The sequence below is a fragment of the Variovorax sp. P4_B11 genome, from assembly GCF_056402355.1.
In genome coordinates this window covers 50,488-65,978 of the sequence record NZ_JBFUHO010000007.1, presented here as the reverse complement: position 1 = coordinate 65,978, position 15,491 = coordinate 50,488, and the positions used below count along the sequence as shown (strand labels likewise).

At 64.2% G+C, this 15,491-nt stretch carries 13 protein-coding genes; 10 read left to right on the top strand and 3 right to left on the bottom strand.

Going from position 1 to position 15,491, the window contains the following annotated elements:
- Positions 1-24 precede the first annotated feature (24 nt).
- Genes AC1DYD_RS09560 through AC1DYD_RS09550 form a run of 3 tightly spaced genes read right to left on the bottom strand, consistent with a single transcriptional unit; the run spans position 25 to position 5,094 of the window.
- The gene (locus AC1DYD_RS09560) at positions 25-2,139 is read right to left on the bottom strand and encodes a hydantoinase B/oxoprolinase family protein (RefSeq protein ID WP_478172500.1); all 2,115 of its coding nucleotides are present in this window, start codon (positions 2,137-2,139) and stop codon (positions 25-27) included.
- Positions 2,136-4,253 carry a hydantoinase/oxoprolinase family protein gene (locus AC1DYD_RS09555; protein WP_478172499.1) on the bottom strand — a complete coding sequence of 706 codons (2,118 nt, stop codon included), beginning with the start codon at positions 4,251-4,253 and terminating at the stop codon, positions 2,136-2,138. Before AC1DYD_RS09555 ends, AC1DYD_RS09560 begins: the two co-directional genes overlap by 4 nt.
- On the bottom strand, positions 4,237-5,094 hold the full coding sequence (locus tag AC1DYD_RS09550; protein WP_478172498.1) for an NAD(P)-dependent oxidoreductase: 858 nt from the start codon (positions 5,092-5,094) through the stop codon (positions 4,237-4,239). Before AC1DYD_RS09550 ends, AC1DYD_RS09555 begins: the two co-directional genes overlap by 17 nt.
- Positions 5,095-5,366: 272 nt before the next feature.
- Between AC1DYD_RS09550 and AC1DYD_RS09545 the strand changes: the two genes are divergently transcribed.
- From AC1DYD_RS09545 to AC1DYD_RS09500, 10 genes are all read left to right on the top strand, one after another.
- Entirely contained in the window at positions 5,367-5,948 is a 582-nt protein-coding gene (locus tag AC1DYD_RS09545; RefSeq protein WP_478172497.1) for a hydrolase, read from the top strand.
- 59 nt (positions 5,949-6,007) lie between these two features.
- Positions 6,008-6,757: an SDR family NAD(P)-dependent oxidoreductase gene (locus tag AC1DYD_RS09540; RefSeq protein WP_478172496.1), complete on the top strand. Its 750-nt coding sequence runs from the start codon at positions 6,008-6,010 to the stop codon at positions 6,755-6,757.
- Between the two features lie 7 nt (positions 6,758-6,764).
- Positions 6,765-7,352 carry a YbhB/YbcL family Raf kinase inhibitor-like protein gene (locus AC1DYD_RS09535; RefSeq protein ID WP_478121676.1) on the top strand — a complete coding sequence of 196 codons (588 nt, stop codon included), beginning with the start codon at positions 6,765-6,767 and terminating at the stop codon, positions 7,350-7,352.
- Positions 7,353-7,391: 39 nt separating this feature from the next.
- Positions 7,392-8,894 carry an aldehyde dehydrogenase gene (locus AC1DYD_RS09530; RefSeq protein WP_478172495.1) on the top strand — a complete coding sequence of 501 codons (1,503 nt, stop codon included), beginning with the start codon at positions 7,392-7,394 and terminating at the stop codon, positions 8,892-8,894.
- Complete coding sequence (locus tag AC1DYD_RS09525) at positions 8,863-9,768, top strand: SDR family NAD(P)-dependent oxidoreductase (protein ID WP_478172494.1); 906 nt, start codon at positions 8,863-8,865, stop codon at positions 9,766-9,768. Before AC1DYD_RS09530 ends, AC1DYD_RS09525 begins: the two co-directional genes overlap by 32 nt.
- Before the next feature lie 20 nt (positions 9,769-9,788).
- Positions 9,789-10,559: an SDR family NAD(P)-dependent oxidoreductase gene (locus AC1DYD_RS09520; RefSeq protein WP_478172493.1), complete on the top strand. Its 771-nt coding sequence runs from the start codon at positions 9,789-9,791 to the stop codon at positions 10,557-10,559.
- Between the two features lie 114 nt (positions 10,560-10,673).
- Positions 10,674-12,044, top strand: coding sequence for an MmgE/PrpD family protein (locus tag AC1DYD_RS09515; RefSeq protein WP_478172492.1), 1,371 nt, complete (start codon positions 10,674-10,676; stop codon positions 12,042-12,044).
- A 212-nt stretch (positions 12,045-12,256) separates the two neighbouring features.
- On the top strand, positions 12,257-13,318 hold the full coding sequence (locus AC1DYD_RS09510) for a cytochrome P450 (protein ID WP_478172491.1): 1,062 nt from the start codon (positions 12,257-12,259) through the stop codon (positions 13,316-13,318).
- Positions 13,319-13,416: 98 nt separating this feature from the next.
- Entirely contained in the window at positions 13,417-14,265 is an 849-nt protein-coding gene (gene pldA / locus AC1DYD_RS09505) for a 4-pyridoxolactonase (protein WP_478172490.1), read from the top strand.
- A gap of 10 nt (positions 14,266-14,275) precedes the next feature.
- Complete coding sequence (locus AC1DYD_RS09500; RefSeq protein WP_478172489.1) at positions 14,276-15,481, top strand: cytochrome P450; 1,206 nt, start codon at positions 14,276-14,278, stop codon at positions 15,479-15,481.
- The last annotated feature ends 10 nt before the right edge of the window (positions 15,482-15,491 follow it).

The following is a 15,491-nucleotide window of genomic DNA, read 5'->3' as shown; positions in this document are numbered from 1 at the left end:
TGACACGGGTTGGACAATTTCGGCTTATACCGGACACCGCCAGTGATGAGGACTGGATTCCACCGTACAGGGCTCGCCTTCCAGCGTCACGTCGACCATCAGCAATCGCCCGCTGCCAGGATCAAGGTAGCTGCGCAGTACGACGCGGCCGTCGCGATGTTCCTCGAGCCGTGGGCATCCCTCGATCCAGGCGTCAGGCGCGCAGGACAATGGTGTTCCGCTGCCGACGGCATACGCAGTACCATCGTGGTGCTCGACGCCGGGATAGAGCAACCGGCCACGCCCGCGTCTAGCCATCGTTAGGGTGTCCAGTCGGCTGAGGGGCTTCGGAGCGGGCAGGGCGTTCTCGAGGCGATCGAGCTGAAGTCTGGAGCGCCGCGCTGCGGTCGCATCGGTATCCACGGTACCGCGCTCGTTCAGCACGAGACCATAGATCGAACAGGCTTCGTCATTGCTGATGCGGTCCTGTCGCAGGTCCCTGAAGACGGCCGCCGGGTCGCGCGCCAGAGGGTCGCCGAACCCGCCGCCGGATCCCAGACGGAACTCGAAAGTGTCTGCCTCTGTCACAATGAGCGCGCCTTCGTGCCCCGATACGTCATGCAGCGTTCCGTTCGCGTCGCGTCGTGAGAACTTGGTGTTGGCCCCGGGCCGCCCGCCCGCGAAGCCGGGAAGCGGCAAGCGTTCGCGCATGCCGAGCATGACGCCGGTCCACGACGATGTCTTGTGCGGTTTGTAGGCCATCTGGCATCCAGCGCCGGCGCGGTGTTCGCCGGCGCCCTCCGAACCCACGCGCGGGCGCTTTTCGAGGACCAGCGCGGGGTAGCGGAGTTCGAAGGACTCGACGTCAATGGATTCGATGATGGCCTTCCGCGCGACCATGAAACTGAACAGGTCGTAGCCATCGCGGTCATGGCCGGCGGATCCACCGGCCATAGCGCCATCGATCATGAGCCATCCGTCCTGGGCGCCGGCAGGTGTGCGGTAGGCCCATGTGTGCAAGCCCATACACGACGGTGCGACCGGACCGGAAAGCAGGTGCCGCCCCGGCGCCTGCTCGCCCGAGATCGCGATGGCCAGCATCACGCACTGCTGCGCCGCCATGCTGGCGTTCAGCGCCACGTCAAAGTGCGCTGACGCTGTCGGCGCGGGGGGAGCGGCATTGACGACCGTGCCTGGTGGGCAACGGACCTCGATGGCATCGAACATTGCGGCAGACAGCGGCAGGTCGTGCGCCAGGACGTCTGTAACGTCGCTGACGAGGATCGACTTGACGATGTGCGGCTTGGTATTGAAGAAGTGCGAGCACTGCGGCGCGGCGCCTTCAAAATCGAACACCATGCTTTCGCCGGAAATTGTCAATGCGCACGGCACCTTGAACCGCTCGTCGCCCCATTCGGTCCACGTCGTGAGCCGGTAGACACCGTCTTCAAGCAATGAAATCCGCCGTTTCAGTTCGCGCAAGACAATGCTGCGCAGAGACCGGACGCCTGAGGTGAAGCGGTCCGCCCCCCAGCTATCGGCCAAGGCGACGATCTTGTCATGCACGACCTGGCAACCAGCAACCAGACTGCGTATGTCCATCTCCACGAGTTGCGGAACGCGAATGTTGTTGCGCAGGATCGCCCAGATGTCCGGTTGCTGAATGCCTTGGTGGAACAGCCGCACCGGCGGCAGGCGCAATGCTTCCTGGAAGCATTCCGTCGCTGCGGGTGACCAAGAGCCGAAAGTCATGCCGCCCACATCGATCATGTGGCCGGAGTTCGCCACCCAGGCGATCAACTTGCCGAGATGGAAGATGGGCCGCTGCACGACGACGTCCATGTAGTGCAGGCCGCCGCCGTTGTGCGGGTCGTTGGCAATGAAGACATCGCCGGGTGCAATGGTGTCGCCGTGCATTGCGAGGGTGTATCGCACCGCGTGGCTGCATGCGCCGAAGTGATGCGCGACCGCTCCGCCACCGACAATAAGATCTCCTCCAGCGTCCAGCAGCGAGCACGAGCAATCGCGCGACTCCGCGATCGTCGGCGAACACGCCGTGCGCTCGATGGTCATTGCACCTTCTTCGGACATGGCCTGAAGCCGGGCGCGAAGCACCTCGAGTTCGATCGCATCGAACTCACGTTGTACGGCGGCGTTCATACGGTCGTCTCCAGGTTGATTGTTCGAAAGGCATCGACTACCGCGCGCATGCCTGAAGGAATCCATAGCGTCGTGTCACGGCTGTCGATCAGTGCCGGCCCTTCGAGCGTGTGTCCGGCAACGAGCCTGGCGCCATCGACGACCTTGACCTCCATGGCCGGCGATTGGGTGCCCCGGTGAATGTTCCGTGTGCCCAGGAGGGGCAGTGAAGCGGAGACATTCCTTGCCGCATTCGTTGTCAACTCGGCGCGCACGGTTCGCCCGCATCCGATGGCACGAATCGCCACGAGTTCGACGGGCGTGCCGCTGATCAGCGAGCCTTGCCCATAGCGGCGGCCGTACTCGGCCTTGAACGCTTCGGCGATACGCTGCTGTTGCGCTGCGTCCAGGCCGTCGGTGCAGTCCATCGTCAATTCCCATTGCTGGCGCATGAACCGAAGGTCGACTTCGAATCTCAACGAGCGCTCATCCTTGCCGATTCCATCGGCCTCGAGATCGGTCTCGACGGCCCGGGCCAACCCGGACAGGTGATGTTCGGCGACCTGCGGGTCGCACGGCAGCGTCAGGGCGACGCTGCGGCTGCGCTCGCGCCGGATGTCCGCATTGGCGGCTCCAAACGCCGACAAGACCGATGTCAGTTCAGGCACCAGGACGCGCTTTACGCCGAGGTCCAGCGCGATCGCAGCGTTGAACAATCCGCCACACCCGCCCATGCTCACGATGGTGTGCGCAGCCGGGTCCAGTCCACGCTGCGCAAACTGGGCGCGCAGCGCGCGGACCATCTCTACCCTCGCAATCTCATGGATGCCCCAAGCCGTCTGACGGGCATCCGTACCCACCTTGTCGCCCAGTCGCTTACAGGCGGCAAGGGCCGCCGATTCGTCGAGCGCCATGTCGCCACCGAGAAAGCGCGCCGGGTCTATATAGCCGAGCACGACCAAGGCATCGGTCACGGTGGCCTCGGTGCCGCCGCGTCCATAGCAGGCGGGTCCGGGGTATGCTCCGGCGGAGCGCGGCCCCACGCGCATCAAGCCGAGCGGGTCCACCCACGCGATCGAACCACCGCCGGCGGTGACAGACTCGATGTCCACCATCGGCATGGCGGTCCAGACACCCATCAGTTCGCCGCGCACGCGCCGCATGGGTTCGCCGCTGCGGATGATGGCCATGTCGAATGAGGTCCCGCCCATGTCGCAGGCAACTGCGTCTTTGACGCCCGCAGCGCGGCAGACCGCAAGAGCGCCGACCACGCCTGCGGCGGGACCCGACTCGGCCAGCACAGCGGGCGTGGCGCGGCCTTCGGCGACCGTGATCGAGCCTCCGCCGGAATGCACGAGCAGTGGAGGGCGCTGAAGCCCCAGTCGGCGAAGTTCCACGACTAGTTCGTCGATTCCGCTCAGGGAGCCGGATGTGTAGGCATTGAGCAGCGCGAAAGTCGTGCGCTCGTATTCGCGTGCCACCGGGTACAGCGCCGCGCCGGACAGCACGGCCATGTCCGGCAGCGCTTCCTGGATGGCCTTGACCGCGGCCGCCTCGTGCGAAGGGTTGACGCACGACCACAGGAATGAAACGACGAGTGCCTCGACGCCGAACTCTTGCCGCAGGCGCCTGGCTGCCGTCACAGCTTGCATGACGTCCAGCGGCTTCAGGACGTCCCCGTCGCGGTCGATGCGTTCGTTCACACCGATGATCCAGTCGCGGTCGATCAAGCCGTCCGGCGGCACCAGCCAGCCGTCGCAGGGTACGCGCCGGACGCGGGCGATCGGCACCATGTCTTCGAAGCCGGCCGTCGTGATCAGACCCACCTTTCGTCCGGTGCGAGAGGCGATGTCGTTCGTGACCGCTGTCGTCCCGAGGCCGAATCGCTCGACACGTTCGAGCATCGCTTCCAAGGGCAGGCCAGCCCGATCTGCGACCAACCGGCACGCGGCGATGACTCCGCCGCCCAATGCCCCGGTCGTGGAGGCCGCCTTGGCCCGCCAGACCTGCTGCCCGTCCGAAAGGACAATGTCGGTGAAGGTGCCCCCGACATCGACTCCGATGCACAACTGGCCGGACGGAGCCGGCCCATTGCGACCGTCGAGGCGCGCGGCCGCTTCAGTATGTGAGGCCATGGTCTTGAAGGCCGGGCAAGGACTGGTCGATCAGGTGGTCGAGCGTGGGCATCGACGTGCCCAATTCGATGGCAAGCGCCCTCGCGAGATGCAGGTCCTTGGATGCCATGGCAACCATGCCGGCCTGCCCCGTGGTGTAGGCCTCTCCTTGCGCGCGGATGAGCAACCAGTTGTTGCTCACCCAACTGGACCCGACGGCGCCGGCGTTGATCACCGACAACCACTTCGTCTCATCGATGCCGGCGGCGCGTGCAAGCCGCAAGGCATCGCGCACCACCAGCGTGTTCGTGATGGCCAGGAAGTTGCTCAAGACTTTCGTCGTGGAACCCGCGCCCACGTCGCCGACGTGGAACTGGTTCTGCGACATCGCAGCGAGGGCCGGACGTGCCATCTCCAGTGTGGCGGCATCGCCTCCGACAAAGAAGGTCAGCTTGCCCGCGCGGGCGGCGGTGTCGCCTCCGCCGGTCATCGGAGCGTCGAGAACATAGATGCCGCACGCCCTGGCTTGCTCGGCCAGCTCTTGCGTCAGGCGTGGCGGCACCGTACTGTGAACGACAATGATTCCCCCGGGCCTCATGCCGGCCAGCAGGCCCGGCGCTCCGGATTGCGGCGAACAAGCCTCGCGCACCTGCGTCTCGTCGAAAAGCGCGAGGCAGACGACGTCCGAGCGGGAAGCAAGCTCGAAGACATCGGCCGCCGCAGTGGCGCCCAGTTCGACGAGCCGCTGGACAGGCTCCGGTCGAATGTCGAGCACGGTCAGCGGGAACCCCGCTTTGGCCAGATTCGAAGCCATGCCCTCGCCCATGTTGCCCAGCCCTATGAATCCCATCTTCAGTGCCATGTACTTGTCTCCATGAATGACAAACAGTAGATCGATGAAAGTTCATAAATGACTAATAGTCAGCTTTGTGTGGATCGCAGCTTAGCCGATCTCTTCCGGATCGTCCATTGGTGAGGCAAGGAACGAACCATTCTTTCGCCTATCGAAAACCCTAACTAACAAATGACGATCAATCAATTATGCTAGGCTCAGGGACTGCCGCCAAGTTGATTCCGGAAGGGGCGAAGCGGCTGTCGAATCCATTCATTGTTCTTTTCAAGTGGAGGTAATTTATGGAAGCTCTGGAGCTTCACGACGCCGCGTTCCTGGCAGTCGATCTGCAATCAGGAATCCTGCGTCTCCCGCTCGCGCCGCATCCTGCGGACGCAGTGCTGGAGAACGGTGCGCGACTGGCGCAAGCCTTCAGGAACGCCCGGTACCCCGTCGCCGTGACGCGCGTTTCATGGGCCGCCGACTTTTCAGATGCACTGCATCAGCCGGTCGACCGGCCGTTGCCGATGCCCGCCGGGGGGTTGCCTGCAGACTGGGCAGACCTGCCTGCGGACCTCGGCATCGTGGCCAGCGACATCGTGATCACCAAGCGTCAGTGGAATGCATTTCACGGCACTGAACTGGACCTGCAACTGCGCCGCCGCGGTGTAAAGACAGTGGTGCTGGCGGGCATTGCCAGCAACATGGGCGTTGAGTCCACCGCACGTGCCGCTCATGAACTGGGCTACCAGCTCGTCTTCGCCGAGGATGCGATCACCAGCGTATCGGAAGAGCTGCATGCGTTCGCGGTCAAGACCATCTTCCCGATGATCGGCCGGGTTCGCAGCGCGAGCCAGATTCTTGCCGCCATCAACGAGCGCTGAGGGCAGCGCGTAGCGCGCCACTCGCTCGAACAGAACCAATTCAACAGCAGGAGAAAACAGTGCCAGGTACGTTTCAAGACAAGGTGGCGATCGTGACGGGTGCCGGTGGAGGAATCGGCGAAGCCATAGCCCAGGACCTTGCCATGCAGGGTGCCAAGGTGCTAGTCGTCGATATTCAATCCGACGCCGCCGAAACGGTGGCTCAAGCGATTCGCGGGCAGGGCGGCACGGCTGTGGCGATGTGTGCGGATGTGTCTGTGCTGGAGCAATGCCAGGCCATCGTCGACCGCGCGATTCACGACTTCGGCGCCTTGAACTACGCAGCCAACAATGCCGGCATCAGCGGCAAGTTCGATGCACTACCTGACGTGACCGCCGATGAATGGCGCAGGGTCATGGGCGTGAATCTCGACGGGATCTTCTATTGCATGAAGGCCCAGCTTCCGGCGATCGAGAAGGCAGGCGGCGGAGCGATCGTCAACACGGCCTCGATCTACGCGCACCTCGGATTGGGCCGGCTGGATGCGTATACCGCCAGCAAGCACGCGGCGCTTGGGTTGACCCGCTCGGTGGCGCTCGAATATGCGACGCGTGGCATACGCATCAATGCGGTGTCGCCAGGCCCGATCCTCACGCCGCTCACGCGTGGCAACAAGGAACGCACGGATGTCATTGCCGGCTTGACCGCCATGAAGCGCATGGGTGAGCCGATCGAGATCGCCAAGACCGTGTCGTTCCTGCTGTCGCCCGACGCATCGTTCATCACGGGGGCTGAAATCGTGGTCGACGGCGGCGTGATGTTGTCGTAGAACGATCATGATGGCCGGCTTTCCCGGATGGATCGGGCGCATGCTTCGCGGCATGCGCGCCGGCATCGGCAAGACAATGATCCACGACCCGGCGTTGGCGGGGGTTCCGTCGAGCATCGTTGTCGCCAGCAGTGCTTTCGCGAGTGGTGGCAACATCCCGCGCCAACACAGCGCCGATGGCGAGCGCATCTCGCCCGCGCTGGCATGGCATGGCGTGCCTGCAAACACGAAGAGTCTCACCCTCCTGATCGAGGATGCTGACAGTCCGACGCCATCACCTTTCGTGCACCTGGTCGCCTGGGGCTTGCCGGGATGCGACGGTGAACTTGCTGCGGGAGCGTGCAACCTCAAGGCTGGCGCCTCAACCGATGGCGCCGCGGACTTCCGGCTGGGCCGCAACGGCCTTTTCGGTCTCGGCTATACACCGCCGGACCCGCCGCCCGGACACGGCCCGCACCGCTACCTGTTCCAGATCTTCGCCCTCGACCGGTCGCTGCCGTTCCGCTCGGCCCCAAGCCGCCGTTCACTCGCGAAAGAGCTGCGGCGTTCGGTCATTGCCAAGGGTGTGCTTGAAGGTGTGTACGAGCGAGCCTGAATTTCCGTTCGCCGCGTAGCCACAAAACGATCAACATCTATGCAAGAGACTGTCACTACTGAAGCGCTTGAGACCTTCGATCTTCACATCGGAGGTCGCCGCGAGAAAGCCTGCGGCGGCGGGTACATCCCCACTGACAATCCCTACACCGGCCGTGTTTGGGGGCGGATTGCCCGCGGCACCGCGCCGGACGTCGACCGGGCCGTCGAAGCGGCGCGCCAGGCGCTTTCACCGTGGAACGCACTGAAGCCGGCGGAACGCGGACGCATGTTGCTGAAGATGGCCGATCTCGTGGAGGCCAACGCCGCGCATCTGGCGGCGGCCGAAGTGCGTGACAATGGAAAGCTCCTTGCTGAGATGCTGCCGCAAATGCGGCTGGTTTCCGAATGGTTCCGGTACTACGGTGGCCTGGCCGACAAGGTCGAGGGTGCGGTCATCCCGACAGGCAAGCCCGACATGCTGACGTTCACGCGGTACGAGCCGCTGGGTGTCGTGGCGCTGGTCACGCCGTGGAACTCCCCGCTCCTGTTGCTCGCGCACAAGTTGCCGACGGCGCTTGCCGCCGGAAATACGGTCGTGATCAAACCTTCGGAGTTCACCTCGGCGTCCACGTTGCAGTTCGTCGAGCTGTTCGCGCAGGCCGGCTTTCCTGCGGGCGTGGTCAACGTGGTAACGGGTTTCGGCCATGAGGCGGGTGCCGCGCTGGTGGCGCACCCCGACGTCGCCAAGATCGCCATGACAGGCTCGGAAACGGGCGGCCGAAGGATTAACGAGGCGGCGGCGAGTCATTTCAAGCACGTGGCACTGGAGTTGGGTGGCAAATCACCAAACATTGTTTTCGAGGATGCGGACTTCGACGCTGCCGTGATCGGCGCAATCGCCGGCATCTTCGCTGCCAGCGGCCAAACTTGCATCGCGGGCTCGCGCCTCTTGGTGCAGCGCTCCATCCACGATCAATTCGTCGAGCGCTTGGTGCAAATCGCGGGCGAGGCCCGCATCGGCGACCCCATGGCTGCGGGCACCCATGTGGGGCCGGTGGCAACGCCGCCGCAATACGAAAAAGTGCTGCAGTACATCGCGATCGCCAAGGGCGAGGGCGCGAATTGCGTGTTGGGCGGAGGCCCGTACACCGGGGCAGGTGCGCAGGGGGGGCGCTTCATTGCGCCGACCGTCTTCACTGGCGTGCACAACCAGATGCGCATTGCGCGCGAAGAGGTTTTCGGCCCGGTGCTCGCAGTGATCCCGTTCGACACCGAGGAAGAAGCCTTCGCCATTGCCAATGACACCGAATACGGACTGGCGGCGGGTGTCTGGACGTCCGACATCGGCCGGGCCATGCGCGCCGCGGAGCGGTTGCAGGCTGGCACGGTGTGGGTCAACACCTATCGCGTCGGGGGCACCTCGACGCCTTTCGGCGGCTACAAGCACAGTGGCCTCGGACGCGAGGGCGGTGTGGAAGCCATCAAAGAATGGCTCCAGACCAAGACGGTATGGATCTGCGGCAAGCCGGATGCCAACCATCCGTTCGTCATGCGGAACTGAATCGATCAAACAGGAAGACGTCATGGAAATTCAACAGAAGGGGTGTGTCGTCACGGGCGCAGGCAGCGGCATCGGCCGCGGCATTGCGCTGGCACTGGCAGAGGCCGGCGCGAGCGGCATCGTCGTTGCGGACGTCCAGATGGAGCGCGCCAGCGAGGTGTGCGCGGAGCTTGAAGCGAAGGGCGTGAAGGCTCGCTCGTTCCACTGCGATGTGCGCCGGGCTGACGCCCTCGAGCAGCTGGCCGAATTCGCATGGTGTGAACTCGGGCACGTCGAGATCCTGTGCAACAACGCGGGTGTCATCAAGACCGGCGCGGGGTTCGATACCACCGATGAAGACTTGCGTTGGCAGTTCGAAGTCAACGTCTACGGCGTGTTCAACGGCTGCCGCGCCTTCGGCCGACGCTTTCTCGCGGCTGGCGCGCGCGCCTGGATCTGCAATACGGCCTCGCACCACGCGGTGGGCACACCGACCAAAGGCGTTGCCACCTACGTGGCCACCAAGCACGCCGTGCTGGGCTTCACCGACGCATTCCGGCTGGAATACGGTGAGCACATCGGTTTCAGCGTGCTGTGCCCGGGGATCATCAACACCGACCTGTGGGATGCGGGACGCAATCGTCCGCCCGAGCTCGGCAGTTCGTTCGCCGGCAGCGACCAGAACCAGGCGGCGCTGAGGGAATACGGCATGAGCGCTGAGCACGTCGGCCAACTCGTCACGAAGGGGATGCGGGAAGAAGAGTTCTTCATCTGGACGCATCCGTTCTCGACCGACCTGGTGGAAAAGCGATACGCCGAAGGTGCTGATTCCATCAAGCGCCAATGGCCCGACGGGCCCCAGCCTTTCCACAAGCGCACGCCGACCAAGGTGTGAGCTTGCAAACAGGAACCACCATGCCGGATCTTCTGAACAAGGTTGCGATAGTGCTGGGCGCGTCGACCGCCGGGGGCATGGGCGAAGCGGTCGCCCGTCGCCTGGCGGCCGAAGGTGCCACCGTCGTCGTCTCCGGTCTGGGCGCGGTGCCATTGGGGAATCTGGCCACGGATCTGGGTGGCTCCGCCTTCGAGGCGGACATCACGGACTCCGCGCAGTTGGCGGCGCTGGTCGCCCATGCGCGCAGTGTTCATGGCCGACTGGACATCGCAGTCAACGTCGCGGGCGTCGCGCCCCGCGTGCCGTTCAAGGACTTCACCGACGAACACCTAATGTTCATGGCGAAGATGCACTTCATCGGACCCGCCATGTTCATCAAGCTCGTCGCCGAAGTCATCGTCGACGACGGCGCGATCGTCAACATCTCGTCATTGTCGGCATACGACGCCTTGTCCGGGATCGTCGGGTATGCGGCTTCAAAGCGCGCGGGCGATCGTGTCGTGCAAGGCGCAGCGCTCGAATACCGCCACAAGCGATTGCGCATCAACGGCATCATTCCATCGTTGGTGCCTACCGATCTCTCGCGCCAGGGAATCCGGAACTACGGCGCGGATCCGGACGCCTTCGAGAAAAGCTTCGTCGATCTGACGCCGCTCGGTCGCATCACGCAGCCCTCGGACATCGCCGCGATGGTCTACATGCTGGCTCGCGACGAGTTCTTCGAAACGGGGCAGATCTTCAACTACAGCGGCGGTAACTCGCTGCTGGGGCATCCCCGCCATTTGGCATGACCTAGCCGTCGTCTTGCGCACTTCCGATGCGGTGTCGCGGGCGAGGTCGTGGCCTGCCGCTGCGCAAGCTGGCACTTAGGCCTTCCGCGCAAACCCTGAAGTCAACGAGAGTCCATGACAGATACGCCTGACCAAGACACGATCGCCCGACGGCTCGCCACCTGGGTCGTCGAGCTGAAGTACGAGGACTTGCCGCCGGTGGTGGTGCAGCGGGCCAAGCAATGCATCCTCGACCAGTTGGGCGTGCAGATGCGCGGCTCGACCTTGCCGCAGGTGCAGCCGGTGAGCCTGTTGGTGCATGCGATGGGGGGTAGCCCCGAGGCCACGGTGGTGCGACAAGCCAGGAAGACCTCGGTGGCCTACGCGGCCTATGTGAACGGCACCTTTGGCCACAGCTGTGAATTCGACGACAGCCACTTCCACTGTGGCCATCCAGGTGTGTGCGTCATTCCGGCCGCGTTGGCCTTGGCCGAGCGTGAAGGCGCCAGCGGCAAGGACCTGATCACCGCAGTGGTCGCCGGCTACCAGGCGCAGGCCGCGTCGGTAGGACCCATTCACCACGGCACGCTGGCACTGGGGTGGCATGGCACGAAGGTGGGCGGCGTGTTCGGCGCCGCCGCAGCGGCGGCCAAATTGCTGCGCCTCGACGTGGAACAGACCGCGCAGGCCTTGAGCGTGGCCGCCAGCGAAGCATCGGGGATGATGGAGTACGACCAGAGCGGCGGCGAGGTCAAGCGCGTGCATGCCGGTGCGGCTGCGCGGTCCGGCGTGCAGGCAGCCTTGCTGGCGCGACTGGGCATGACCGGTCCGGCCAGAGTCTTCGAGGGCAAGCGCGGCCTGTACCGTTTGTTCGGCAACGGCAAGCCGCCGGAAATCGAGCGGTTCTGGCAAGGCCAGTTCCACATCCTCGACACGATGTTCAAGCTCTACCCGGCGGTCGGCACTGTGCATGCGGCGCTGAACGCGCTCACCGAGATCATGCGGGAGCACCGGTTTGCGCCCGAGGACGTGCAGGAGATCCAGGTGGGACTGGCGGCCTGGGCGATCCCCCACGGCGCCGCGATCGTGCACCCCACCGATTGCCTTGGCGCGCAGTTCAGCCTCGCCTTCAGCCTTGCGCTGCGCGTGGTGAAGCAGCGCAACGACCTCGACCTCTACCTGAACCCACAGTCCTGGACCGACCCGGCCATTCTGGCGATCGCCGACAAGGTGGCGCCGCATGCCATCACCTTTGAACCCGGCACGCCCGAGCTGGGTGCCACAGTGTCGGTGCTTCTGCGCGGCGGTGAGCGTTTCGAATACCACCAGCGAGCCCCGCGAGGCTTTGCAGAAAACCCCGCCTCCGATGCCGACCTGGCCGACAAGTTCAAGCGCCTGGTGTCTGGCTTGATCGATGACGACACGGCGCGGCTCATCATGCAGGCGGTGGATCAATTGGAAGACATGGAGCGGTCGTCGCTCCTGCATGAACTCTTGACTGCCTGAAGGGCAAGGAAACCATGACGAACACGATGCTCGATCCCACTGCGATCGCAGTGCCGTCCCACGTACCACCGGAGTTGGTGCGCGACGTGGACGTCTACCAGATCACCGTCGGCGACGACCCGCAGAAGGACTACAAGGAGCGCTTTCAGGGCGAGCCCGACATCTTCTACATTCGGCGCACGGCGCGTGATCCGCAGTGGGGCAACTGGGTTGTGACCCGGCTCGACGATGTCCAGACCATTCTGCAAGATCCCGATACCTTTTCAAGCCGTCACATCGCCGGGTTCGACCGGGCCTTGGGCGGTGAGGAATGGTTGGCCTATCCGGTGGAGGCAGACCCGCCCGATCACGGCAAGTTTCGCGCCCTGTTGAACCCCTTGTTCTCGCCCGCGCGTACGAAGACGCTCGAGGCCCACATGCGCAAGCACACGATCGGCGTGATCGAGGCGGCCATGAAAGACGGGCGGGTCGACTTCTGCGTTCTTGCGTCGCAACTGCCGGCGGGCATCTTCAGCCACCTGCTGGGGATCTCGGTGCCGGAGACGCTGGACGTGATGGGCAATGTGCGTCGCATCCTGCACAGCGGCTACGACGCGGCCAAACGAAAAGCGGGCATCGAATGGCTGATGGCCTTCGAGAAGGAGTTGATCGCGCGCCGCATGAACGACCGCGGCGACGACCTGATCAGCCTGATGCTGGACGCGCGCATCGACGGCAGGCCCCTGACCCAGAAGGAGATCTTCGGCCTGTTCTTTTTCTTCCTGCTGGCAGGTCTGGACACCGTGGCCGGCGCCCTCGGCCTGCACTTCCGCCACCTGGCCCTCGACGTGCCGCTGCGCCAGCGTTTGGTGAAGGATCCTTCGGCAATCCCGCAGACCATTGAAGAACTGCTGCGGCGCTACAGCCAGATCAGCACCAACCGATTCGTCACCCGCGACATCGATTTCGCGGGCGTGCCGATGCGAAAGGGCGACAACGTGATCCTGCTGCTACCCCTGGTCAATCTGGATGAGCGCGCCTTCGCCGACTCGCTCGCCACGGACGCGGACAGGGCGCCCAATGCCCACATGGCCTTTGGCGGTGGGCCGCACCGCTGCATCGGCTCAAACATCGCGCGCCAGCAGCTGCGCGTCACCTACGAAGAATGGTTGCGCCGGATTCCGGACTTCCACATCACCGCGGGCGCGAAGGTCCAGGCCGTTTGCAGCGAGGCGCTGGTGCTGAGCAGCCTGCCGCTGTCCTGGGACCTGCCCGGCACGGCGTCGCAGCCTTGACGCGTCGCGTCCCCTGGGTGCTATAGCTCACAAGATTCAGCAGAAAACTGTCAAGGTGTCAGTTTTATGGATTCGCACAACAGCTAAAGGAAACGGCCATGAAAGAAACCAAGGTGTATCTGCTCGACGCGGGCTCGATGGTCCTCGATCGCAGTTACTTGTTCCTCGACGCAGGCTTGACTGGCGAACAGCGCTTCCCCGTCTATGGCGTGCTGGTCGACCATCCGGACGGCAAGTTCCTGTTCGATACCGGCTTCGACCTGGAGCACACCTGCAAGACGGCGCCTTTCACGCAGCCCTTGCAGACCGAACGCCAGACCATCCCAGGGCAGCTCGACCTTCTGCACATGAAGCCGGTGGACGTTACGCATGTGATCAATTCGCACTACCACATCGACCACATCGGCGGCAACAAGCACTTCAAGCAGGCGACCACCGTCTGCCATCGCTGCGAGATCGAGGCCTTCCGTTTCCCCACCGAACACGAGTCCCTCGGCTACTCGGACACCAGCGCAGCCGCGCATCTGCGCGACTTCCGCCTCTCGGCGCGCGAGGAGGATGCCGCCTGGAAAGCCGCAGAAATCGGCGCCAAGGTGAAGGCGGCGGAGTTCGATCTCTACACGCCGCGCATAGAAACGCTCAGTGGTGACCAGGAAATCGTCAAGGGCGTCTACCTCTTCGAGACCATCGGGCACACCGCCGGCCACTACAGCCTGATGGTCCAGCTGGCCCATCGCCGACCGATGCTGTTCACCGCCGATGCCTGCTACTCGAAGAAAAGCATGGACATGATGTGCATCCAGGCCGGAAACCGCAACAACGATCAGGCGCGCGCCTCGATGCAGCGTCTGAAGGATCTGGCCCGGCACTACGACGCGGAGTTGTTCTACTCCCACGATCCCGAGAGCTACGCGTCGTACCAGAAGGCACCCTACGCCTACGTGTGAGGCTATCGCCATGCACAAGACCGCACTCTCGCCAGAGCCGTCACTGCCGGACGTGCCGGCGAGGCAGATCGTCGACTTCGACTTCTTTGCCGTGCAGCCGGTTGACGGCGACCTGCACCTTGGCTGGAAGCGCCTGCACGAGGGCCCCGACGTGTTCTACACGCCGCGCAACGGTGGCCACTGGGTCGTGACCCGGGCGGCTGACGCGTTGCCCATCTATGCCGACACCGCGCGCTTCTCGAATGCTGGCGTGGCGATGTCGCGCGACGCCCGCGACATGCAGCTCGCGCCCGGCGAGATCGACCCTCCCGAACACACCGGTATTCGTTCGCTGCTGAACCCGACGTTCGGCCCCAAGCCGATCCGCGAACTCGAGGCGGAAGCGCGGCGCATCACCGTCGAGCTGATCGAGGGCTTTCGGGCGAACGGCGCTTGCGAATTCCGGTCCGCATTCGCGCAGCGCATGCCGATCCACCTGTTCCTGTCGATGATGGACCTTCCGCGCGGAGATGCCGAGGCACTGCTGCCAGCGGCGGATCTGTTGACGCGCGATGCCGACCCGCAGTCGTTCCACACGGCGATGCTCACCATGATGGGCTACCTGAAGCAGCGCGTCGTCGAACGCCAGGCCAAGCCGCAGGACGACTTCATCAGCCGGCTGATCGCAGCCGAAGTCGATGGGCGGCCGCTGGATGTCAGCGACGTGTTGAGTCTGACCGCGAACGTCATGTTCGGGGGGCTGGACACGGTGGTCGCCACCATGGGGTTTTTCATGAACTTCCTGGCTCGCCATTCGACCCACCGGCGGCAGCTCGTGGACGATCCGTCGCTGATCCCCGCGGCGGTGGACGAACTTCTGCGTCGCCATTCCATCGCGAACTTTGGCCGCGTCGCGACGGAAGATGTGGACTGCTGCGGCGTGCGCATGCGCCGGGGTGATCTGGTGCTGCTGCCGACTGCACTCTATAACCTCGACGAACGGCGCTTTCCGGACCCGCTGACGGTGGACTTTCATCGCCAGGACAAGGCGCACCTCAACTTCGGCAGCGGCGTGCACCGCTGCCTGGGGCTGCACCTTGCAAGGCTGGAGTTGCGCGTGATGCTGGAAGAGTGGATGCCGCGCATCTCCGAATTCCGCATTTCCGACGGCGAGGAGGTTCGCGCCCATTCAGGTCGCGTCAATGCGGTGACGCACCTGCCCTTGAGCTGGGGTTGAGCAGGTCGAC

Excerpts from the sequence above, each read along its gene's own strand:
- AC1DYD_RS09560 (WP_478172500.1), bottom strand. The coding sequence starts at position 2,139 with ATGAACGCCGCCGTACAACGTGAGTTCGATGCGATCGAACTCGAGGTG.
- AC1DYD_RS09555 (WP_478172499.1), bottom strand. The coding sequence starts at position 4,253 with ATGGCCTCACATACTGAAGCGGCCGCGCGCCTCGACGGTCGCAATGGG.
- AC1DYD_RS09550 (WP_478172498.1), bottom strand. The coding sequence starts at position 5,094 with ATGGCACTGAAGATGGGATTCATAGGGCTGGGCAACATGGGCGAGGGC.
- AC1DYD_RS09545 (WP_478172497.1), top strand. The coding sequence starts at position 5,367 with ATGGAAGCTCTGGAGCTTCACGACGCCGCGTTCCTGGCAGTCGATCTG.
- AC1DYD_RS09535 (WP_478121676.1), top strand. The coding sequence starts at position 6,765 with ATGATGGCCGGCTTTCCCGGATGGATCGGGCGCATGCTTCGCGGCATG.
- AC1DYD_RS09530 (WP_478172495.1), top strand. The coding sequence starts at position 7,392 with ATGCAAGAGACTGTCACTACTGAAGCGCTTGAGACCTTCGATCTTCAC.
- AC1DYD_RS09525 (WP_478172494.1), top strand. The coding sequence starts at position 8,863 with ATGCCAACCATCCGTTCGTCATGCGGAACTGAATCGATCAAACAGGAA.
- AC1DYD_RS09520 (WP_478172493.1), top strand. The coding sequence starts at position 9,789 with ATGCCGGATCTTCTGAACAAGGTTGCGATAGTGCTGGGCGCGTCGACC.
- AC1DYD_RS09515 (WP_478172492.1), top strand. The coding sequence starts at position 10,674 with ATGACAGATACGCCTGACCAAGACACGATCGCCCGACGGCTCGCCACC.
- pldA (WP_478172490.1), top strand. The coding sequence starts at position 13,417 with ATGAAAGAAACCAAGGTGTATCTGCTCGACGCGGGCTCGATGGTCCTC.
- AC1DYD_RS09500 (WP_478172489.1), top strand. The coding sequence starts at position 14,276 with ATGCACAAGACCGCACTCTCGCCAGAGCCGTCACTGCCGGACGTGCCG.